Annotated in this window: 22 protein-coding genes; 4 read left to right on the top strand and 18 right to left on the bottom strand. The window is 49.4% G+C overall.

Going from position 1 to position 21,816, the window contains the following annotated elements:
* Positions 1 to 8 precede the first annotated feature (8 nt).
* The 18 genes from NO559_RS02280 to NO559_RS02195 all read right to left on the bottom strand — a co-directional run bounded on the left by NO559_RS02280 (position 9) and on the right by NO559_RS02195 (position 18,597).
* Positions 9 to 1,523, bottom strand: a complete 1,515-nt coding sequence (locus tag NO559_RS02280; protein WP_258330153.1) for a SpoVR family protein — start codon at positions 1,521 to 1,523, stop codon at positions 9 to 11.
* Positions 1,520 to 2,800, bottom strand: coding sequence for a YeaH/YhbH family protein (locus tag NO559_RS02275; protein WP_258330152.1), 1,281 nt, complete (start codon positions 2,798 to 2,800; stop codon positions 1,520 to 1,522). Before NO559_RS02275 ends, NO559_RS02280 begins: the two co-directional genes overlap by 4 nt.
* Positions 2,801 to 2,903: 103 nt before the next feature.
* The gene (locus tag NO559_RS02270) at positions 2,904 to 4,826 is read right to left on the bottom strand and encodes a PrkA family serine protein kinase (RefSeq protein ID WP_258330151.1); all 1,923 of its coding nucleotides are present in this window, start codon (positions 4,824 to 4,826) and stop codon (positions 2,904 to 2,906) included.
* Between the two features lie 313 nt (positions 4,827 to 5,139).
* On the bottom strand, positions 5,140 to 5,904 hold the full coding sequence (locus NO559_RS02265; protein ID WP_258330150.1) for a DUF1223 domain-containing protein: 765 nt from the start codon (positions 5,902 to 5,904) through the stop codon (positions 5,140 to 5,142).
* A 53-nt stretch (positions 5,905 to 5,957) separates the two neighbouring features.
* Positions 5,958 to 7,010 (bottom strand): nitronate monooxygenase family protein, encoded by a 1,053-nt coding sequence (locus NO559_RS02260; protein ID WP_258330149.1) that lies wholly within the window; start codon positions 7,008 to 7,010, stop codon positions 5,958 to 5,960.
* Positions 7,011 to 7,089: 79 nt separating this feature from the next.
* Positions 7,090 to 8,367, bottom strand: coding sequence for an amidohydrolase family protein (locus NO559_RS02255; RefSeq protein ID WP_258330148.1), 1,278 nt, complete (start codon positions 8,365 to 8,367; stop codon positions 7,090 to 7,092).
* A 248-nt stretch (positions 8,368 to 8,615) separates the two neighbouring features.
* Positions 8,616 to 9,128: a ribosome biogenesis factor YjgA gene (gene yjgA, locus NO559_RS02250; RefSeq protein ID WP_258330147.1), complete on the bottom strand. Its 513-nt coding sequence runs from the start codon at positions 9,126 to 9,128 to the stop codon at positions 8,616 to 8,618.
* Between the two features lie 16 nt (positions 9,129 to 9,144).
* Positions 9,145 to 10,503 (bottom strand): magnesium transporter, encoded by a 1,359-nt coding sequence (gene mgtE / locus NO559_RS02245; RefSeq protein ID WP_258330146.1) that lies wholly within the window; start codon positions 10,501 to 10,503, stop codon positions 9,145 to 9,147.
* Between the two features lie 155 nt (positions 10,504 to 10,658).
* Positions 10,659 to 10,928: an HPr family phosphocarrier protein gene (locus NO559_RS02240; protein WP_309149052.1), complete on the bottom strand. Its 270-nt coding sequence runs from the start codon at positions 10,926 to 10,928 to the stop codon at positions 10,659 to 10,661.
* Between the two features lie 36 nt (positions 10,929 to 10,964).
* Positions 10,965 to 11,828, bottom strand: coding sequence for an RNase adapter RapZ (gene rapZ / locus NO559_RS02235; protein ID WP_258330144.1), 864 nt, complete (start codon positions 11,826 to 11,828; stop codon positions 10,965 to 10,967).
* Positions 11,829 to 11,896: 68 nt separating this feature from the next.
* Positions 11,897 to 12,346, bottom strand: a complete 450-nt coding sequence (locus NO559_RS02230) for a PTS sugar transporter subunit IIA (RefSeq protein ID WP_258330143.1) — start codon at positions 12,344 to 12,346, stop codon at positions 11,897 to 11,899.
* A gap of 42 nt (positions 12,347 to 12,388) precedes the next feature.
* Positions 12,389 to 12,676 (bottom strand): ribosome hibernation-promoting factor, HPF/YfiA family, encoded by a 288-nt coding sequence (gene hpf, locus NO559_RS02225; protein WP_258330142.1) that lies wholly within the window; start codon positions 12,674 to 12,676, stop codon positions 12,389 to 12,391.
* Positions 12,677 to 12,881: 205 nt separating this feature from the next.
* On the bottom strand, positions 12,882 to 14,387 hold the full coding sequence (locus NO559_RS02220; protein ID WP_258330141.1) for an RNA polymerase factor sigma-54: 1,506 nt from the start codon (positions 14,385 to 14,387) through the stop codon (positions 12,882 to 12,884).
* A 205-nt stretch (positions 14,388 to 14,592) separates the two neighbouring features.
* Positions 14,593 to 15,318 carry an LPS export ABC transporter ATP-binding protein gene (lptB, locus tag NO559_RS02215; protein WP_258330140.1) on the bottom strand — a complete coding sequence of 242 codons (726 nt, stop codon included), beginning with the start codon at positions 15,316 to 15,318 and terminating at the stop codon, positions 14,593 to 14,595.
* Positions 15,296 to 16,030, bottom strand: a complete 735-nt coding sequence (lptA, locus tag NO559_RS02210; RefSeq protein WP_258330139.1) for a lipopolysaccharide transport periplasmic protein LptA — start codon at positions 16,028 to 16,030, stop codon at positions 15,296 to 15,298. Before lptA ends, lptB begins: the two co-directional genes overlap by 23 nt.
* Positions 16,017 to 16,586, bottom strand: a complete 570-nt coding sequence (gene lptC, locus NO559_RS02205) for an LPS export ABC transporter periplasmic protein LptC (protein ID WP_258330138.1) — start codon at positions 16,584 to 16,586, stop codon at positions 16,017 to 16,019. The genes lptA and lptC overlap by 14 nt, the downstream gene beginning before the upstream one ends.
* Positions 16,587 to 16,598: 12 nt before the next feature.
* Positions 16,599 to 17,570, bottom strand: coding sequence for a KpsF/GutQ family sugar-phosphate isomerase (locus NO559_RS02200; protein ID WP_258330137.1), 972 nt, complete (start codon positions 17,568 to 17,570; stop codon positions 16,599 to 16,601).
* Between the two features lie 10 nt (positions 17,571 to 17,580).
* Positions 17,581 to 18,597: a calcium/sodium antiporter gene (locus NO559_RS02195; protein ID WP_258330136.1), complete on the bottom strand. Its 1,017-nt coding sequence runs from the start codon at positions 18,595 to 18,597 to the stop codon at positions 17,581 to 17,583.
* A gap of 203 nt (positions 18,598 to 18,800) precedes the next feature.
* Here NO559_RS02195 and NO559_RS02190 point away from each other — a divergent pair, with 203 nt between their 5' ends.
* The 4 genes from NO559_RS02190 (at position 18,801) to hisG (ending at position 21,784) form a co-directional block, all read left to right on the top strand.
* Complete coding sequence (locus NO559_RS02190) at positions 18,801 to 19,490, top strand: phospholipid-binding protein MlaC (protein WP_258330135.1); 690 nt, start codon at positions 18,801 to 18,803, stop codon at positions 19,488 to 19,490.
* Between the two features lie 100 nt (positions 19,491 to 19,590).
* Positions 19,591 to 19,821, top strand: a complete 231-nt coding sequence (locus NO559_RS02185) for a BolA family protein (protein WP_258330134.1) — start codon at positions 19,591 to 19,593, stop codon at positions 19,819 to 19,821.
* A 34-nt stretch (positions 19,822 to 19,855) separates the two neighbouring features.
* Positions 19,856 to 21,118, top strand: a complete 1,263-nt coding sequence (murA, locus tag NO559_RS02180; protein ID WP_258330133.1) for a UDP-N-acetylglucosamine 1-carboxyvinyltransferase — start codon at positions 19,856 to 19,858, stop codon at positions 21,116 to 21,118.
* Positions 21,119 to 21,139: 21 nt separating this feature from the next.
* Positions 21,140 to 21,784 (top strand): ATP phosphoribosyltransferase, encoded by a 645-nt coding sequence (gene hisG / locus NO559_RS02175; RefSeq protein ID WP_258330132.1) that lies wholly within the window; start codon positions 21,140 to 21,142, stop codon positions 21,782 to 21,784.
* Positions 21,785 to 21,816: the final 32 nt, after the last annotated feature.

Genomic DNA, 21,816 nt, shown 5'->3' with positions numbered 1-21,816 from the left:
AGAGCCCCTTAACTTGCAGGCTCGCTGCTGGTTTTGTCGGGGTAATGAAAACTGTGGGTAATGGTTTTATTGTCCATAGAGTGCAAGTGCACATCAAAGCCCCATAGCCTATGTATATGTTTTAATACTTTGAGGGTGGATTCGCCCATAGGTTTTCTTGCAAACTGGCTATGATGTAGCGTTAGGGAGCGGTCGCCAGAAATCTCAACGCTGTGCACTTGTATATTGGGTTCGCGGTTACCTAGGTTGTATTGCCCAGCTAAGGATTCACGGACTTTTTGGTAGCCGCTGCTGTCGTGTATGGCTGCTACCTCTATATCTGATTTTTTATCGTCGTCTACAATGCAGAATAACTTTAAGTCGCGCATAACCTTAGGGGATAAAAACTGCAGTATAAAACTCTCGTCTTTAAAATCGCGCATGGCGAACTGCATGGTTTCTTGCCAGTTGCTACCGGCTATATTAGGAAACCATTCCCTGTCTTCGTCGGTGGGGTGCTCACAAATACGGCGTATATCCATCATCATATTAAAGCCCAGGGCATAGGGATTTATGCCATTGTAATAGCGGCTGTTATAGGGGGGCTGATAAATTACGCTGGTGTGTGATTGCAAGAACTCTAAAATAAAACCGTCAGTTACTAAGCCTCGGTCATACATTTCGTTTAATAGAGTGTAGTGCCAAAAACAGGCCCAGCCCTCATTCATAACTTGAGTTTGTCGCTGCGGGTAAAAATACTGGGCTATTTTTCGTACTATGCGTATGACTTCACGTTGCCAGGGTTCTAATAGCGGCGCGTTTTTTTCAAAAAAATAAAGCAGGTTTTCTTCCGGTTCAGCGGGGAAGCGCGTTTTCTTTTGTGTGCGGGCTTCGCTGCTGCCTGCGGGTATGGTGCGCCATAGGTCGTTAACTTGTTTCTGTAGATGTTCTTCGCGCTCTTGCTGGCGGTTTTTTTCTTCTTCAGCGGAAATAGGATAGGGGCGTTTATAGCGATCTACCCCGTAATTCATAATGGCATGGCAGGAGTCTATAATATTTTCTACTTCAGTAATGCCATGTTTTTGTTCGCACTTGGCGATATAGTTTTTGGCAAATAGCAGATAGTCAATAATAGAGTCGGCGTCGGTCCAGGTTCTAAATAAATAATTACCCTTAAAAAAAGAGTTATGGCCATAGCAGGCATGCGCGATAACCAGCGCCTGCATGGCCATGGTGTTTTCTTCCATTAAATAGGCTATGCAGGGGTTGGAGTTGATGACTATCTCGTAGGCCAGCCCCATTTGACCGCGGCTATAAGAGCGCTCGGTGTGAATAAACTGCTTACCATACGACCAGTGGTGGTAGCCCAAAGGCATGCCAGATGAGGCATAGGCATCCATCATTTGTTCTGAACTGATGACTTCAATTTGATTGGGGTAGGTGTCCAGGCCAAACTCTTTAGCGATTTTAGCTATCTCGCTGTCATAGCGCTCGATCAGCTCGAAGCTCCATTCGGATGAGGTGGAAATAGGCGATGCTTTCATGCGATTTGCTTTTGAAAGAGTTCACGAAATACTGAGTATATTTCGGATGCGTCGACAATTTGCTGCATGGCAAATAATTTAGGGTATTGGTTTTGCACTATGCTGTAATCCTCCCACAAGGATTGATGTTCTCTGGGGGTGATTTCTATATATGAAAAATATTGTACTTTAGGGAGCAGGCTTTCGCTGAGTAACTCCCTGCAAATAGAGGAGTCGTCATTCCAGTTGTCACCGTCGGAAGCTTGGGCACCGTAAATATTCCACTGATCTGCTGGGTAGCGTTCTTCGATAATGGTTTTCATTAGTTTTAATGCGCTGGAAACTATGGTGCCGCCGGTTTCTCTGGAGTAAAAAAACTCCTGTTCATCCACTTCGCTGGCGCTGGTATGGTGGCGTATAAAAACCACTTCGGTGCGTTGATAATTACGCTGTAAAAATAAATACAGCAGTATAAAAAAACGCTTGGCTATATCTTTGGTTGCTTGATCCATGGAGCCGGATACATCCATAAGGCAGAACATGACCGCCTTTGATTGTGGGTTGGGTACTTTGACGTGTAAGTTATATTTAAGGTCAAAGTTGTCTAACCATGGTACCCGTTTAATGGCGTTGCGTAGTTGTACTATTTTTTCATTGATTTCTTCTATGCGCTGATGGTCGCGTAAAATCATATCTACCGCTTGTAATTCTTCTAGTTCTTTTTCTAAGGCGGCAAGTTTTTTTCGTTTAGAGGCAGTGAGCGCAATTCTTCTGGCATTGGCTGAGCGCAGTGAGCGTACAATATTAATTTTGCCCGGTGAGCCTTCATTGCTAATGCCGGCGCGGCGGGTTTTGAACTCATCGTTACCCGCTAGTTGGCGTTTAACCATGTTAGGCAGTTCTAGATCTTCAAACATAAAGTCTAGAAACTCTTCCTGAGTAATATTAAAAATAAAATCATCTTCGCCTTCACCTTGGTCGCTAGCGCCTGACCCCGATCCACTACCGGCACCACCACCGGCGGGCGGCCTGGGTATATGGTCGCCTGCGATAAAGTCAGTATTACCTGGCAAAACATTTTCGGAGTGCCCGCCTTGGGCATGGTGAAATATAGGCTCATCTATATCTTTAGAGGGGATGCTAATCTGCTCGCCTTTTTCTATCTCAGTAATAGAGCGATTACCTATGGCGTCGCCAACGGCTTTTTTAATATGCTTTCTATAGCGTTTTAAAAAGCGTTGACGGTTAACCGTGCTTTTGTTTTTAGCATTGAGGCGCCTGTCTATAATAAAGCTCATAAACTTACCTGTAATTGCGTGATGAAAAATCTGTAGCTAGCATTATCATGCTCACTCCTAATCATGCCTGCCGCTGTATAGCGTGATGGCTATGATGTAGCTGTTACTGTGATTTTCTAACGCGTAGATACCATTCAGATAAAAGCCTTACTTGTTTCTCGGTATAGCCTCTTTCTATCATGCGGTTAACAAAGTCTTTGTGTTTGGTTTTATCCTCGGCTGATGATTTAGTGTTAAAGGAAATAACGGGTAGTAAGTCCTCAGTATTGGAAAACATTTTCTTTTCAATGACGGTGCGCAGTTTTTCGTAGCTATTCCAAACAGGGTTTTTGCCGTCGTTATTGGCTCTTGCGCGCAGTACGAAATTAACCACCTCATTACGAAAATCTTTAGGGTTGCTGATGCCTGCGGGTTTCTCTATTTTTTCCAGCTCTTCATTGAGTGAGGCGCGGTCTAAAATTTCTCCGGTTTCAGGGTCACGGAATTCCTGATCCTGTATCCAGAAGTCGGCATAGGTTACATAGCGGTCGAATATATTTTGGCCATACTCGGCATAGGATTCCAGGTAGGCGGTTTGTATTTCCTTGCCTATAAATTCTACATACTGTGGTGCTATATATTCTTTGATGAAGTTTAGGTATCTATCTCTAGACTCTGCTGGAAACTGTTCTTGTTCTATTTGTTGCTCTAGCACATAGAGCAGGTGTACAGGGTTGGCTGCCACTTCAGTAGGGTCAAAGTTAAATACTTTGGATAGTATTTTAAAGGCAAAGCGTGTCGATAAGCCCTTCATGCCTTCGTCTACACCTGCAGCGTCTTTATACTCTTGTATGGACTTGGCCTTGGGGTCGGTGTCTTTTAGGTTTTTGCCATCATAGACTTTCATCTTGGAGTAGATGTTAGAGTTTTCAGGTTCTTTTAAGCGAGACAAAATAGCAAATTTGGCCAGCATAGATAAGGTGTCAGGTGCGCACTGAGCTTTGGCCAGTGAGCTGTTTTCTAGTAATTTTTTATAAATTTTTACTTCTTCAGAAACCCGCAGGCAGTAGGGGACTTTGACTATATAGACGCGGTCTATAAAGGCTTCATTGTTTTTGTTGTTTTTAAAGGTCTGCCATTCCGACTCATTGGAGTGAGCTAAAATAATGCCGCTAAAAGGGATGGCGCTCAGGCCTTCGGTGCTGTTGTAGTTGCCTTCTTGCGTGGCTGTTAATAGTGGGTGCAAGACTTTTATCGGAGCCTTAAACATCTCCACAAATTCCATGATGCCTTGGTTGGCTCGGCACAGGCCACCAGAGAAGCTATAGGCATCGGGGTCGTTTTGGGGGAACTCTTCCAGTTGACGTATATCCACTTTACCCACTAAAGAGGAAATGTCTTGGTTGTTTTCATCACCCGGTTCTGTTTTTGAAATGGCGATTTGGTTGAGTATAGAGGGATAAATTTTTACCACTTTAAATTGGCTGATGTCGCCATTGTATTCGTGTAGACGCTTGACCGCCCAAGGCGACATAATGGTATTAATGTAGCGGCTGGGTATGCCGTAATCCTCTCTTAATATTTTGCCATCCTCTTCGGGGTTGAACAGCCCCAGTGGTGATTCAAAAACCGGAGAGCCCTTGATGCAGTAAATGGGTTGTTTCTCCATTAGTGATTTTAGCTTTTCAGCCAGTGATGATTTACCACCACCTACGGGGCCCAATAAGTAGAGTATTTGTTTGCGCTCTTCCAAACCTTGGGCGGCGTGCTTAAAAAACGAGACTATATTTTCTATGCACTCTTCCATGCCGTAAAAATCTTTAAACACGGGGTAGCGTTTAATTACCTTGTTAGAAAAGATGCGGCTTAAGCGAGCGTCTTTGGCGGTGTCAACAATTTCGGGTTCGCCTATGGCCAACAGCATGCGCTCAGCGGCGGATGCATAAACGCTGGGATCAGACTTACAAAGCTCCAGGTATTCCTGAATACTCAGCTCTTCCTGTTGAACAGTTTCGTAGCGTTGGCGGTAGTGGTTAAAGATGCTCATAGTTCACCCCTGTAACGGTAAGACCGAAAAAACGCTGAGAAAATCCTCAGAACTACAAATGCCAGGGTGTGGCGAAAATCATGGTGAGCTGCAATGGTGATAATGCTTACATGAACACGCCACCCTGAACCTAAGCATAGTCTAAAAAAAAATGTAGCGTAGGCAATTATTGTAAGAAATTTTTTTTTAAGCATTAAAATATGTAAAAAAATCTCAGTACTTTTACCTATAGTGGGCGCTTGTTAACGTGCCAGCCCACAGCGATTGCCACAACAAAAAGGGTTATAGGCTATGTTTTTTATATAGTGGCTGATTATATTGCTTCGTCTTTTAGCCAGCCGCCGGTGGCTTGTAGTGGCAGCATCTGCTCCCGCTCAGTTACCCAAAGCGCAATAGCCTGAGCCTCTGGGCTTGAACTAAGTGGCAGCAGCCATTGGTAGCCTTGCTGTTTAAGGGCGCTGTGTTGTTGGTAGTACTTTAAAACGACAAAATTATGTTGCAGCTCTCGCCCCTTATTTTCACCGGCCTTAATGGGGCTGACTATATTCATGCCTAGCAGGGCCACGTGTAGGGTGAGCTCGCCATGGCTGGCAGCTAGCGGGGTAAAATGGGCCAGTAGTTGTGAAGTTTGTTGATGAGCAAGTGGAGCCTGCAGCTGGGCTTGTAATACCCCTATTAATTTTGGTGGATTAAAAGGCAAGGATTGGCGGCTAAAAAAGCCACGCCATTCCTGGCCGTTGACCATAAAGGCGGGGGTATAAATTGCCCGGCTATGGCCCAGCTGTTGGTAGCGTTGTTGGCGCAGGGTAAACGGCGCTTGGGCGTAGCGATCTACCCAACCCAGTGAATCCCAATAATCTATATGAAAGGCCACCGGCACAATTTGCTGCCACAGTTTATCGCGATTCAGCCAGCTGCCAAGCCAGCGATCGGCCGGGGGGCAGCTGCTGCAGCCTTCGGAGGTGTACAGTTCTATTAAGGTGACTTGCTGTTCGCTGCTGCGCCATTGTGTTTGCGCGTTGACGTTACTGTGGCTAAGCAGCAAGCATAGGGTCAGAGTAATAAGATAAGCAGGCATAGCTAGGGCCACGATTTTTTGGCTAACTGTTTATATGAGCTTAGCGCTGCTGCTTAGTTCACCGTGGCGGCGCATTTGCCAGCTAACTGCAGGGTTAGTTCGCCGGCGGATATTGCTAGGCAGGCGTTGGCGTTTTGCCCACACCACAGCGGCGAAAAATCATCTAAGCCTTGGGCCTCGGCTTTTTGCCGCAAAGCGGTAACGGCTGTTGCTGCCAGTGGAAAGCTGGGGACGCCAGGGTGTATGGGCCCTAGTTCACGCATAAGGCGGTTGATTATGCCCCGTGCTGGGCGGCCAGAAAATAAATTGGTGACGGCGGTATGTTGCGCTCTGTCGCTAGCCAGTGCGGCGCGGTGCAGGGCGCTGGTATTTGCCTCTGGGCATAAAAGGTAGGCGCTGCCAATTTGGGCGGCAACGGCGCCTAGGCTTGTGGCTGTAGCCACATCTTGGGCATTGGCTATGCCGCCAGCGGCTATCACTGGCAGTGTTACCGCATGCACTATTTGCGGTAGTAATTGCCAGGTGCTTAATTGGCCATCCAACTGTTCGCTTAAAAACATGCCTCTATGGCCACCGGCTTCTATACCTTGGGCAATAATGGCATCGGCACCGTGGGCTGCTAGCCATTGCGCTTCGGCTACGGTGGTTGCTGAGGCCAATACCGTGCTGCCGCAGCTTTTTACCCGCGCTAATAAATCGGCGGCGGGCAGGCCAAAGTGAAAACTGATTATCGCTGGCCTATACGGCTCCACGATATCGGCAATGTTGTGGCTAAAGGGCTGCCGCTGCGGGCCTGGGGCTATGCTATGGGGATCTAGCTCAAACTCGTTGAAATAGGGCTGCAGTAATTGTCGCCACCGTGACTCTTGTTCGGCATCGGCTAGGGGAGCTGGATGGCAGAAAAAATTAATATTAAAGCGCTGTGGGCTATGCTCTTGCAGGCGTGCTAGTTCGGCCTCTAACTGTGTGGGGTTGAGCATGGCACAGAGCAGCGAGCCCAAGCCGCCTGCGGCAGCCACCGCTAGTGCTAGCTCGCTGTCCTGCACCCCCGCCATGGGTGCTTGAATAATGGGTAGCTCTACCCCTAACAGTGTTTGATGATTCATGTTTTGCCTTAGCTGCGGCCTTTATTAATTGTGCGGTTATTAAAGAGTAGGGGCGTGGCGAAGGCAAGGTTTGGACCGGCTAAGGCTGTTTGTAAATTTTGCCCCCTTTCATGACAAAGCTTACTTGAGTGAATAGCGATAAATCTTTTAGGGGATCGCCCTTAATCGCAATAATATCGGCCAGCCTGCCCGCAGTGATGGCACCGGTTTGTTGCTGGCTGCCAAATAAGGTGGCGGTATGTAAGGTGGCGGTTTGCACGGCTTGCATAGCTGACATGCCCCATTCCACCATCTTGGCCATTTGCTTGCCGTTTTCGCCATTGGGGTAAACACCGGCATCGGTACCATAGGCGATATTAACGCCTGCTTTTACCGCTTTTTGAAAGCTTTGCCTTTGGGTTAGGCCTAGGTGTTTTTCTTTGGCTAGGGACTCCTCAGTCATGCCAAACTTGGCACCTTCTTGCAGTATAAAGTCATCGTTATAGATATCCATGGACAAATACGTGCCGTGTTTTTTGGCTAGCTTAATCGCTTCCTCATCTAAAAAGCTGGCGTGCTCTATGCTGTCGGCACCGGCTTTTATGGCGGTTTTTATGCCCGCAGTACCGTGGGCATGTACGGCCACTTTTTTACCGGCCATGTGGGCTTCGTCAATAATGGCGCGCATTTCTTCCAGGGTGTATTGCTGGGCACCGACTTTAGTGCCCTTAGAAAATACCCCGCCCGTGCCGCAAAACTTGATGAGGTCGGCACCGTATTTAATGTTTTTGCGTACCATGGCGCGCGCAGCCCAAGGGCCATTGGCTACTGCCTCGGCTTGTACTTGATAGTCTATGGGCAGCATGTTGTTGTCGCAGTGGCCGCCGGTAATCCCTAAGGCGGGGCCGGAAACCAGCATACGGGGGCCGGGTATTTCACCGGCATTGATGGCATCGCGCAGGGCGACATCGGCAAAGCCGGGTGCGCCTACATCGCGTACGCTGGTGTAACCTGCTAGCAAGGTTTTTTCAGCATTGACCACTCCGTGTATCAGCAGCCTGTCATCGGATAGCGCCAGGCTGTCGTAGCCCCAGACCATGGAGGAGAGCAGGTGAGTGTGGGAATCCATTAGCCCCGGCATTACGGTGTAAGCGCTGAGGTCTATAAGCTGTGCTTGTGGGTCCAGGGTGGCTGATTTGGTAGGCGCTACGGCAATAATATGTTCGCCTTGTATGGTGATAAGTTGTTGCTTTAAAACTTTGCCGTTAACTACTTCGATAAGCGTGCCAGCCTTGATATAAATAAGTGGCTCGCTATTGGCGAGTACGTTAGCAGTTAAGCTGAGTAAAACAATGAGGCTAAGCAGTAATGGCTTCATACAGTTGCTCCATGATTATTCTTAATTATGGCCTTGTTAGGGTAGTACAAATAAGCGGGTAGCTTGCTGAGAATTGCGGGGGCATGGGTAAGCAAAGCTGCGCCGGGCCTGCTGGGCGTATGAGCGGCGCGTTTGATAAGCAGCTATCTTGCTGCAAGGGGAACTGGGGCCAAGTAAAGAGCGTGCACAGCAAGCCTATGAAGCTGTAGTGCTGCTGTTGGCTTTTTTAGTTAAAACGAGGCTGTGTATTACCCTTCATCTAACTCACGCAAATATTTAAATATTTTACGCGCAGCTGCCGGTGGTTTGTTGGCTTTTTGCTCCCGGTTTGCTTGCAGTATTAATTGCCGCAGGTGTTGGCGGTCGGCCTGTGGGTGTTTGGCTATCACCGTTTCTATCGCATTAGGGCCTTGGGCAATGAGCTCGTCGCGCCATTGTTCTAAGGCCTGAAAACGTTTGGCGGCGTTGATGCGGCCATTTTCCAATTCAATAAAAGCTTGCTCTATGGGGCCTATATCGGTTTCGCGTAATAGCTTGCCTATGTATTGCATTTGTCGGCGCAGGCCCTCGCGGCTTTTGATGCGGCGGGCGGTGTCTATGGCTTCTTTTAAAATGCCTGCCAGCGGAATGGTGGCGTATTGGCCGCTGCTGAGCTTAACAATTTTGCCGCCCAGTTCTTGTAGGGCGTGCATTTCGCGCTTGAGTTCAGATTTGCTGGGGGGAAGATCTTGTTCATCTTCGTCGTCATACCATTGGTTCATGTTGTGCCTATGTTAATTACGCGTAAGCCAGGGTTGCCAGCCCCAAGAAGGATAAGAAGCCTACCACATCGGTTACGGTGGTGAGGGCAACACTGCCGGCTAAGGCCGGGTCTATATTCATTTTTTTCAGCAGCAGTGGCAGCACCGCGCCGGCTAGGGCGGCGGTAACTAGATTGATTAGCATAGCGGCGGCGATAATAGCCCCTATGGTGGTATCGTTAAACCAGAGCATGGCCACTACAGCCACGACTAAGGCCCAGCATAGGCCGTTGGCAAAGCCTACCAGTAATTCACGATTGATTAGCCAGCCGCTGTTGTTGCTGCCTATATGGCCCATGGCCATACCCCGTATCACTACGGTAAGGGTCTGGGTGCCAGCCACGCCACCCATGCTGGCAACTATGGGCATGAGTACGGCTAGGGCCACCACTTTATCGATGGTGCCCTGAAACAGATTAATCACCGCCGAGGCGGCAAAGGCGGTGAGCAAATTAATGCCCAGCCATATAGCGCGGCGCGGCGCAGCTTTACTAAAGGGCGAGAAGGTATCTTCGTCTTCGCCTAAACCGGCCATGCTCATTAGCGAGTGGTCGGCGTCTTCGCGTATTACATCTAACACGTCATCGATGGTGATGCGGCCCAGCAGCTGGCCCTCAGTGTTTACCACGGGGGCGGAGATTAAATCGTGGCGCTCAAACAGCTGGGCTACTTCGCTGTCGTCTACGTCGGCGTGTATGGGAGTGACGTCGGTGTTCATCACCTCGCGCACGGTAATGCTGGGGTCGGATACCAGTAGTTTGCGCAGAGGCAGTAAGCCGATAAATTCGTCGCGGCGGCTGACCACATAGAGGTTGTCGGTCATCTCTGGCAGCTCATCGTGGCGGCGCAAATAGCGGGCGACTACATCCAGGGTGATGGTAGGGCGCACGGTGATGACGTCGGTGTTCATCAGGCCGCCGGCGGTGTCCTCGGGGTAGGACATGACCTGCTCTATGCGCTGGCGGTCTTGGTGGTCCATGGAGTCCAGTACTTCGCGTATTACCTGATTAGGCAATTGCTGCAAAATATCGGCGAGGTCATCGGGCTCCAAGCCTTCGATGGCGGCCACCACCTCGTTGGTGTCCATTTGGCTTAAGATTTGTGACTGCACCTCATCACTGAGGTGGGGCAGTATTTCACCTTCTATATCAGAGTTAATCAGCTGCCATAACACCGCCCGGGTTTTGGGGGGCGAGGACTCTATCATATGTGCCACTTCAGTACGCGGCAGGCTGTTAAGCATGCGGCGGGTCTGAATAAACGTTCCGCTATTGAGCGCTTGGGTTAATTCATCCAAGTTGTAGTTGGCGGATTTGTGTTCGGCATTTTGGGACATAGGGTCTCCGGGTCATCGCGCGGTGGCGCAGGGAGTAGGCTAAGCGCAGTTTAGGTGACTGCCAGTGATTATCCAGAAAACTATGTAATTCAACAACTTAATATATGTATTTAGCGGGAATTAGCGAACGCTTAGCGGTTTTTGGAGAGGGAGTTTTACTCGGCCTCATCAAAGCGATTGTTGATTAGCTCTAATAGGGCGGCTTGCGCCTGTTCGGCATCGTCACCATCAAATTGCAGCTCCAGCTCGGTGCCTTTGCTGGCAGCCAGCATCATCACTGACATAATGCTTTTACCGTTGACGTACTGGCCGTCCTTACCCACCTGTATATCGCAACCATAGGCGCTGGCAGTAGAGACAAATTTAGCGGCGGCACGGGCGTGTAAGCCCAGTTTATTAATAATGGTGGTGTGGCAAGTAATCATGGTGGCGCAATTGCTCGGGTTCATTGTTGTTATTGCTTAGTTCTGCTTGGGCATTTCGCGGTGGCGAACTTGCACGTTATCAAAACGGCTGGCGAAATACTTAGCCAGCCGCTCGACCATATACACTGACCTATGTTGGCCGCCGGTGCAACCTATGGCGATGGTGATATAGCTGCGGTTGCTGTCTTGGTAGGCGGGCAGCCATTTCTCCAGGTAGCCGCGTATATCTTCATACATGCTGTCGACTTGCGCTTGGCCATCTAAAAAGTCTATCACCGGTTGATCTAAGCCGGTGAGTATACGCAGGGCTGGGTCCCAGTGTGGGTTGGGCAGTATGCGTATATCGTAAACCAGGTCGGCATCATTGGGGATGCGGTGTTTAAAACCAAAGGACTGAAATTGTATGGAGATGCTGCTACCTTTTTTGTCGACTAAGCGCGACTTAATGGCATCGCGCAAATCGTGCAAGCTCATATCGCTGGAATCTATGGTCAATGTGGCGATATTGGCTATGGGCTCCAGCATTTTTTGTTCGCGGTTAATAGCCTCGGCTAAGCCTATCTCTTTATTGCTTAGTGGGTGGCGGCGGCGAGTTTCGCTAAAGCGTTTAATCAGCTTGTCGTTGTCGGCATCCAGGTAAATAACTTCTATATCTACGCCGGGATGTTCGCCCTCTACCAAATAGGTCAGCACGGTTAAGTCGCTGCTGCTGTTGCGAGCATCTATGCACAGGGCAACTTTATCACCCGAGGGGTGGCCGCCTTTTTTGAGGTGAGTGACTAGGTCGGGAATCAGTGCTACCGGTAAGTTATCTATGCAGTAATAGCCTTCGTCCTCTAATAAGTTGAGGGCGCTACTTTTACCTGAGCCGGAACGGCCACTGATGATGATTAGCCTCATGGTTCTCCTGTTGTTGGCCCTGTATTGGGCTGATGTTGGTTGCGGTTTGGCTTTTAGGCGCTAGTGACCTAGGCGTTAATGGCAATTTGAAATAGCTCTTGGCTGGTTTTAGCATCGCGTAATTGCTGGCAAAAATCCAAGTCGCTAAACAGTTTGGCTAGGGTGGCTAATACCGCCAAGTGCTCATCGTGGGCCTCGTCGGGCACGATAAGCACAAACAGTATGTCTACTGCCTCGCCATCTATGGCGTCAAAGTCTACCGGGTGCTCCAGCTTAATAAGGGCGCCGGTAATGCTGCTGCAGTTGTCTATGCGGCAGTGGGGTATGGCGATGCCATGGCCCAAGCCGGTGCTGCCCAATTGCTCGCGAGCGCTGATCTTATCGCATAAATCCTCACTATCGAGTGACAGCACATCCTGGCAGATAAATTGGCATGTGGTTTCTAGGACGCGCTTCTTGCTGCGCCCTTCGGCACCGCAAAGGGTGCGCTCAAGGGTAAGAATGGAAGATAAAGACATAGGTTTTCGCGAGTACTGTGTGAATGTTCTTGGGTTTATGGGTTAGTAACTTTTCACTTTTTCTTTGTGTTTAATCAGTTGGCGGTCGAGTTTGTCAGTCAGTGTGTCTATAGCTGCATACATATCTTCTGACTCGGAGGCGGCAAATAAATCGGCCCCGGCAACATGTACGTTAGCTTCTGCTTTTTGGATGAGTTTTTCAACGGTTAAAGTGACATTGGTATTAGTTATTTGATCAAAATGGCGTTCTAGGCGGGAAAATTTCTGGCTGACGTAATCTCTGAGGGCTGTAGTAACTTCAACATGGTGACCGCTAACATTGATTTGCATCGTGGGCTCCTTCAGGCGAGGTTAAGAACTAGTGCTGCACGGCTGTGGCTACTCTTGATACATCAGGGAGTGGGTAGCTGCCGTCTCTTTCAGCTTAGCGCAATTTTGGCAGCCTGCTTAATTCGCGCGTACTGAGCGGGTGATATTCCCAAGAAGGTTTTTGGGGGTGGGCGCAAGTGCTTACTTAAGTATTTGATTAATCAAATTAAATAAGCCGCTTGCGCTCATTGGAGGGCGGTATATTAAGTGACTCGCGGTATTTGGCTATGGTGCGGCGAGCCACCTTAATGCCCTGCTCGCCCAGCAATGCAGTAATTTTACTGTCGCTAAGTGGCTTTTTGGTATTTTCGGCGGCGATTAATTTTTTAATCAGCGCCCGTATCGCCGTAGAGGAACACTCGCCACCGGTATCGGTGCTGACATGGCTGGAGAAAAAATACTTCAGCTCAAAAATGCCTCTAGGTGTATGCATGTATTTTTGGGTGGTGACCCGCGAGATAGTGGACTCGTGCATCTCTACCGCCTCGGCAATATCGTGCAGTACCAAGGGCTTCATAGCCTCGTCGCCATAGTCTAAAAAACCGCGCTGGTGTTCGACGATGCGGGTGGCGACTTTCATTAGGGTTTCGTTGCGGCTTTGCAAGCTCTTTAAAAACCAGCGTGCCTCTTGCAGGTTGTCGCGCAGGTAGTTGTTATCACTGCTGTTGTCGGCGCGTTTAACCATTGAGGCGTAGGTGTTATTAATGCTCAGTTTGGGCGCCGTATCGGGGTTGAGCTCTACGGTCCAGCGGCCTTTGATTTTTTTAACAAAAACGTCGGGCACTATGTATTCGGTTTGGCTGCTGGTAAAGGTTTCACCGGGATTGGGGTTGAGGCTTTGGATTAGCATTAATACCGCTTGCAGCTGTGGCTCTTTGAGCTTGCTGCGACGCATAAGCTGGGCGTAATCGCGGTTGCCTAATAAGGCCAAGTGGCGGGTGATCACCAGTTTCGCCTCTTTAAGCCAGGGGGTGTCGGGTGACAGCTGGTTGAGCTGTATCAGCAGGCACTCTTGTAAGTCGGCAGCGGCCACACCTGGGGGGTCAAACTGCTGTACTCGGTGTAACACCGCCATCACTTCGTCTAGCTCAAGCTCGGGGTGCTCCTCGCTAAAGCCGCTTAATATGTCTTCGGGGCTAAGGGTGAGGCGGCCGTTAGTGTCTATGGCATCGACTATGGCCATGGCAACACTGCGGTCTAAGTCGGATAAACGGGTGAGGTTGAGTTGCCAATAGAGGTGATCTTGCAGTGACTCTTCGGCACTGTTGTTGGCATCAAAATTATAATCGCTATCACCGGCAGGCGCAGAGCTGGTGTTGGGGCTGTTGTTGGTATAAACATCATCCCAGTTGGTGTCTACCGGTAGGTCGTCGGGAATATTATTTTCGGCCCAGTCGCTGTCGGCATCGGCCGCTGCGCTGTCGGCCTCTTTGCTATTGGTTTTTTCGCTGGGCTGGCTGAGGTCGACTAACTCGGCCTGCTTGTCGTCTTCTTTGGGGGCGGTTTCGTTTTCGCTTTCTTCATTGACCTCTAGCATGGGGTTGCTTTCTAGGGCCTGCTGAATTTCTTGTTGTAAATCTAGGGTGGAAAGCTGTAGTAGTTTGATCGCTTGCTGCAGCTGAGGCGTCATGGTCAGCTGCTGGCCAATTTTAAGTTGTAGCGATTGTTTCATAGTGAATAATTATTACGTTTACCGCAAAAGGAGGCTGCGCCTAAGAGGGCTAGTTTTACTGCTTAGGGCGGGCCATTTATGCCAGCTATTAATGAGGACAACTTAGCGCTAGTGTAGTTTATGCGGGTTCTTATAGGCAATACGAACGCAAAATTTATACCGCTTTTTTATACTTATCTTAAGTTTTGGCTAAAAGCTGTACAGCTTATAGAACAAACTGATGGCCTAGATAGATATCGCGCACTTTTCGGTTATTAAGCACGGTTTCCGGTGAGCCTTCCGAAATGATATGGCCTTCGCCAACAATATAGGCTTTTTCGCAGATACTCAGGGTTTCGCGCACATTGTGATCGGTGATTAACACCCCTATGCCTAAATCTTTTAGATGTTGAATAATGTTTTTAATATCACCTACTGAAATGGGGTCCACCCCGGCAAAAGGTTCGTCCAATAAAATAAATGAAGGCTCGGTGGCTAGGGCGCGGGCAATTTCTACCCGGCGACGTTCGCCGCCCGATAGCGCCATGCCGGCACTGTCGCGTATATGGGTGATGTGCAGCTCTTGCAGTAACTCTTCTAGTTTGGCTTTACGCTGCTGGCGGCTGAGCTCGGAGCGGGTTTCTAAGATGGCCATAATATTATCGGACACGCTGAGCTTGCGGAAAATAGAGGCCTCTTGGGGCAGGTAGCCTATGCCTTGTCTGGCGCGACCACCCATAGAGAGACCGGTGAGTTCTTTATCGTCTAGGGTAATGCGGCCGCGGTCGGCGGTGACTATGCCCACTATCATATAGAAACAGGTGGTTTTACCGGCGCCGTTAGGGCCCAGCAGGCCAACGATTTGGCCGCTTTCTACCGATAGAGAAACATCTTTAACCACTTCCCGGCCTTTATAGGCCTTGGCTAGATTACTGGCTAATAGCGTCGGCATGGCTATCCTTTTTTTCTGTTTCTGTTTCTGTTTCTGTTTCTGTTTCTGTTTCTGTTTCTGTGGTTGGAGCTGGCTCTATAGCAGTGGCGGGGGCGGGCTGTTCAGTCTGGGGCGCGTTAGCGGCTGCTTGTGCTGGGGCTGCGTTTTCAATGCCAGTGGGCTCGGTGCCATCGGCTTTGCGTTTGGGCTCTAATACCATGTTAACCCGGCCGCTATTGTTACTGTTGTCGGCGCTGTTGTTTTCATTGCTGCTGCCAGCGGCTTTAACTTGGGCGGTGTTGGTGTTGTAGTCTATGCGTTGGCCGCTAATGCTGGAGGCGCCTTGGGTTAGTGTCGCCTGGTCCAAAAATACTATGGTGTCGGCGCTGATTAAATATTCTATGGTTTTGGCTTGCGCTTCTACCGGCGGTTTTTCGGCCTCGTTTTGCTGGCTAAAAAAAGCCAGGTCACCTACCGCGACAATTTTGGTAACGGAGCGGTTCTCGCTAAACACGGTTACCGCCTCGCCTTTAATTTGTAGGCTGCCCTGTACCATTTCTACGCTGCCGTTATAGACGGTGGTTTCTTTGCCGTTGACTATGCGCTGCTCAGCAGAGTCTGACTGTATGGTAATAGGTTGCTCGCGATCATCTGGCAGCGCCCAGCCAATTGCGCTTAAGCAGCTGAGGCCGGTGGCGGTGAGTTGTAGCAATAATTTATTAAGGCGTTGCATGATAGTGGCCTGTGACACGCTTTTTCAAAATAGTATGTTCTTGGGTTAAATCCGCTTTAATACCGGTGGCGTTGGTAGTGCCCTGTGGGCTGGTAATAGTAACGGCTTGGTTGTTATCAGCGATATTTTTTTTGGGGTATAGCGTTAGTGCGCTGGTGGTTAGTTGATAGCTGTGGTCGTTATTAACCACTACTACGTGGTTTTTTAGATCTACCTTTGCGCCTTTTTTACGCACTATGCCTGAGTCGGCGGTGATGCGCCATGAGGGCTGCTGATCTTTATAAAAGTCTATGATGGGTTGTTGCAAGTTACTGCGCCTGCCATTGCTGTAGCTTTTGACAGTTTCGGCCTTGAGGGTGTGGGCCAGCTCACCTTGCTCGTTAAAGCGCAGGCTGTGCATATTGCTCATAAATACTTCGGGGTCAGAGGGAGCGGTTTTTTTGCTAAAGCTGGGGGTGGAGCCGGTATCGCTATACAGCCATAAAAACACTAGCAGTAAAACCAAGGCAATACTGGAGGTGATAAAGTGTTTTTGTTTGCGGCGCAGTAATTTCATAGTTTGTGGTGTTTAGGCCACTCCCGCTTTTAATAAGTCGTGTAAATGCACGGCACCTACAGGGTGTTTGTCACTGTCGACTACGGCCATGGAGTTGATTTTGTATTCATCCATCAGCCCCAGAATTTCGGCGGCTAGCATACCGGGATGGGCGGTTTTAGAGTTAACCGTCATCACTTCGTCTATGCGCGTGTTATGTATGTCTATGCTGTGATCCAAGGCGCGGCGTAAATCGCCATCGGTAAATAGACCGATTAATACGTTGTTTTTATCCACTACCGTGGTCATACCTAAGCCTTTACGGCTTACTTCTAATAAAGCATCACTAAGCAGGGTGCCGCTGGCGACTTTGGGGATTTGCTCGCCACTGTGCATGACGTCATCCACTTTTAATAGCAGCTGCCTGCCCAACGCACCGCCGGGGTGTGAAAAGGCAAAGTCTTCAGCAGTAAAGCCGCGAGCTTCTAATAAGGCTATGGCTAGGGCATCACCCATAACCAGCGAGGCGGTGGTGCTGGAAGTGGGGGCCAGGTTAAGCGGGCAGGCCTCTTGCGCTACGCTGACATCTAAATTGGCGTCAGCTGTTTGCGACAGTATGGAGTCGGGGTTGCCGGTGATGGTAATCAAGGCTATGCCTAAGCGTTTAAGCAGGGGTAATAGGGTGACTACTTCGGCAGTGCTGCCGGAGTTGGATAGTGCTATCACCACATCTTGCGCAGTAATCATGCCCATGTCACCGTGGCTGGCTTCGCCCGGGTGTACGAACATGGCGGGGGTGCCGGTGCTGGCTAAAGTCGCAGCGATTTTAGTGCCTATATGGCCGGATTTACCCATGCCGGTAACCACTACCCGGCCTTGGCATTGCAAGATCAGCTGGCAGGCTAAATCAAATTGCTTATCTACCTTATCGATTAAGCTGGCCACGGCGTCGCGCTCTATGTTGATAGTGCGCAGGGCCGAGTCTTTAAATGAGATGGTCGTCATAATGTTGAGCTTATCCATGTATAGGGAATAGCAGATAATAATAGGCCACGTAGCAGATTAATAGCGCCGCACCCGCCAGCCTGCCCAGGTATTGGGTAGGTAATAGGGCGGGGGTGCCGTTGCTGCTGGATAGCTTGGCGTTGCTGCGCTTAGCCCACAAATAGTGGCCATAGAGTATGGCGGCTAATAAAACGGTGATGCCCGCCATGCTCATATAGTCGCGGCTAAAGACTTCAGGGCTTAAAGCCGTAGGGCTAATTAATGCTGGCATGGCCATTACCGCCAGCAGGTTAAACAGGTTGGAGCCTATAATATTACCCAAGGCAATATCGTGGTGGCCTTTCAAGGCGCTGGCTACGGTGGCGGCTAGTTCGGGCAGGCTGGTGCCTACGGCTACTATGGTTAGGCCTATAATCAATTCACTAACCCCTAGCTCTATGGCAACTATCTTGGCCCCCCAGACTAACAGTTGTGAGCTGGCAATTAACAGGGCAAAGCCAACCGCAAATAATAGCCATGCTTTACCGGAAGACATGGTGGGAATATGTTCCACATCGGCTTCGTGCTCGGCATCGGGTTGGTGTGATTTGCTGGTCACTAATATGTAAAAAATCACCGCCAAGGTGACGAGTAAAATAACACCATCCTGCCAGCTTAAATGTAAATCATATAAGCAATAGCTGGCGCCCAGGGTGGCAATTAGCAGCAGTGGCATTTCGCGTTTCAAAATATTAAGGGCGATGGGGATAGGGGCTACCAAAGCGGTAATGCCTAATACCATGCCTATATTGGCCAGATTGGAACCTAAAGCATTACCTACTGCCAAACCACCAGCGTCTTTTAATGCGGCGCTAATAGAAACGATGATCTCGGGCGCTGAAGTGCCAAAGGCCACTATGGTTAAACCTATCATGATAGGAGCCATGCCTAAGTTTTTGGCAATCGCGGCGGCGCCGGCAACAAATTGATCGGCGCTCCAAATTAAACCGGCAAATCCGATAATGATGGCAATACTGGCTTCTAGCATGGTGTTCCTATGGAGGTTGTGTTTAGGCGTGTGAGTTGAAAACGGGCGGCCATTATATAGGGGTTTTTGTTAAAGGTAATCGCCATGGCGACAAATTAAACATTTAAAAGCATATAGTTGTCGTAACTTTGTATTAACAGAATGCTTTTACCTCGCAGGTTTTTTCGTTACATTGGCAGCCATTCATTACTAGGGAGAAATTCATGAGGGCTATACAACGGGTGTCAGTGGCTATCGCTACACTGTTATTAATGGTGAATATGGCTGCGGCGGCACCTCTAACGGCTCATCAAACCGTAGAGCAAACCACCGAGAAGGTGTTGGCCTTAATTGACGAAGCCAATGGTTATTTTGAAAAAGACCCGCAGCGCTTTTATCAGGAAATAGAGGTTATTTTAGATGCTGTGCTCGATTTCGATGGTTTTTCCCGAGGCGTGATGGGCCCCTATGCCACCCGCGAGTATTACCGCCAACTGGGCTCCGATCAGGCCAGGGAGGCGTTCAAAGGTCAGGTTAGGCGTTTTTCTGACGTATTTAAGCGCGGTTTAGTGCAAACCTATGCCAAGGGGTTATTGGCTTTTAGCGGCACCAAAACAGAGGTAGTGCCCCCCGCTGCCGGTGAAGATGTGAGTGGTGTTGCCACCGTATTGCAAAAAATTTACGGCTCGGCCGAAAAGCCCTATGAGGTCTCTTACAAAATGCGCCAAGACAAAGATGGCACATGGAAAATTCGCAATGTCACCATAGAGGCGGTGAACTTAGGCTTGGTTTATCAGGGCCAGTTTATCGCCGCCGCCAAGCGCTATCAGGGTGATTTGGATAAGGTGATCGATAATTGGTCAGTTACGCCCGCAGGGCAAGAGCCCGTAGTCGAACCAGCGTCACAACAATAGCCCTAACAGCCCCATTTAGCTCGCTATTTGGGGCCTGTTTCCGTACAATTTGCCGTCTTTTATAGCGCTAGCGCCAGTATCCATAGGCGGTGAGGAATTCATGAACGCAGATCAAATCAAACAATTACTAGAGGCCGAGTTAACGGGCTGTGAAGTACGAGTAGAAGTCGAGGGTAGCCACTGCAGCGTGACGGCCATAGGCGATATTTTTGAAGGGGTACGCCCTGTTAAGCGCCAGCAAATGGTGTATGCCGGTTTAAGCCAGCAAATTGCCGATGGCAGCATACACGCCGTGAACATCAAGGCGCTCACTCCCGCTGAAAACTCATAAGCAGAGTTGCAGCACAATTACTTAAGGTTTTTTCATGGATAAACTGCTGATTAAAGGCGGAACTAGGCTAGACGGCGAAATCCGTATCTCTGGCTCTAAAAACTCAGCGTTGCCAATCTTGGCGGCGTCATTACTGGCCAGTGAGCCGGTGACCATACGCAACCTACCGCATTTGCACGACATCACCACCATGATTACGCTGCTGCGCTGCATGGGGGTGGATGCCATTATCGATGAAAAACTGGGTATAGAAATTAACCCCGGCACCATAAGCGAACTAACCGCGCCCTATGAGCTGGTAAAAACCATGCGTGCCTCCATCTTAGTGTTGGGGCCCTTGTTGGCGCATTTTGGCGAAGCCAATGTCTCCTTCCCCGGTGGTTGTGCCATAGGTAGCCGCCCCGTAGACATACACCTAAAAGGTTTTGAGGCGCTGGGCGCAACCGTTACGGTGGATGAAGGTTATATCCGAGCTAAATCCAATGGCCGCTTAAAAGGCGCGCATATCTTAATGGATACGGTCACCGTAGGCGGCACTGAAAATATTTTAATGGCCGCCGTTTTAGCCGAAGGCAAAACAGTTTTAGAAAACGCCGCCCGCGAACCCGAGGTGGTAGACCTGGCCGAATTTTTAATTGCCATGGGTGCCAAAATCCAAGGTCACGGCACCGCCACTATCACCATAGAAGGGGTGGAGAAATTACACGGCTGTGATTACGCGGTAATGCCCGACCGCATAGAAACCGGTACCTACTTAGTGGCCGCCGCCGCTACCGGTGGCCGAGTTAAGCTTAAAGATACTCGCAGCGACATTTTAGAAGCGGTGATAGTTAAGCTGGAAGACGCCGGCGCTAAAATCACCACCGGCGATGGTTGGATAGAGCTGGATATGGAAGGCCGCAGGCCCAAGGCTGTTAACATACGCACCGCGCCTTATCCGGGGTTTCCCACCGATATGCAGGCTCAACTGACGGCTATGAACACCATAGCTGAAGGCACTAGCACTATAGTCGAGACGATTTTTGAAAACCGCCTCAACCAAACTCAAGAGATGAAGCGCATGGGTGCTAATATCACCATAGAGGGCAACACGGCGGTCATTACCGGCATAGAGCGCCTAAAAGCAGCACCGGTTATGGCCAGTGATTTGCGCGCTTCAGCTAGCTTGGTTATCGCCGGTTTAATTGCCGAGGGTGATACGCTGATTGATCGTATTTACCATATCGATCGCGGTTACGAGTGCATAGAAGAAAAGCTGCAATTACTGGGCGCTAATATACGTCGTATTGCCAACTAACCTTTTTAAAAAGTTAATGTAATGAATAACGATCAAGACATTATTATTGCCCTCACCAAGGGCCGTATACTCAAAGAAACGCTGCCGCTATTTGCCGCCGCAGGCATAGAGCCGCTGGAAGATATTAGCAAAAGCCGCAAGCTGATTTTTGAAACCAATCAGCCCCATGTAAAGTTGATTGTTATACGCGGCTCGGATGTGCCCACCTATGTGCAGCATGGCGCTGCCGATATAGGGGTGTCGGGTAAAGACATGTTATTGGAAGTAGACGGCGCCGATTTATACGAGCCGCTGGATTTACAAATTGCCAAATGCCGTTTAATGACCGCCGCCATGGTGGGGCGTGAATTACCCAAGGGCCGCGTGCGAGTGGCGACCAAGTTCGTCAATATCGCCAAGCAGCACTTTGCGGCCCAGGGCCAGCAGGCGGATATTATTAAGCTCTACGGTGCCATGGAGTTAGCGCCGCTAATGGATTTGGCCGATATTATTGTCGATATAGTCGATACGGGTAATACCTTAAAAGCCAATGGCATGCAGCCGCTGGATCATATCGCCGATGTGAGTTCGCGCTTAGTGGTGAACAAAGCCGCGATGAAGCGCAAGCACCAACGCATACAAGAACTCATCGACAAGCTGGCGCAGGCGGTGGCCGCGCAAAATTAATTCTGATTTTTACTTTTATTTTTCTTAGCGAT

Source organism: Dasania sp. GY-MA-18 (assembly GCF_024734385.1).
Classification (GTDB): Bacteria; Pseudomonadota; Gammaproteobacteria; order Pseudomonadales; family Dasaniaceae; genus Dasania; species Dasania phycosphaerae.
Note: the sequence above shows the minus strand (reverse complement) of the source record. Positions and strands in the feature narration are given on the sequence as shown.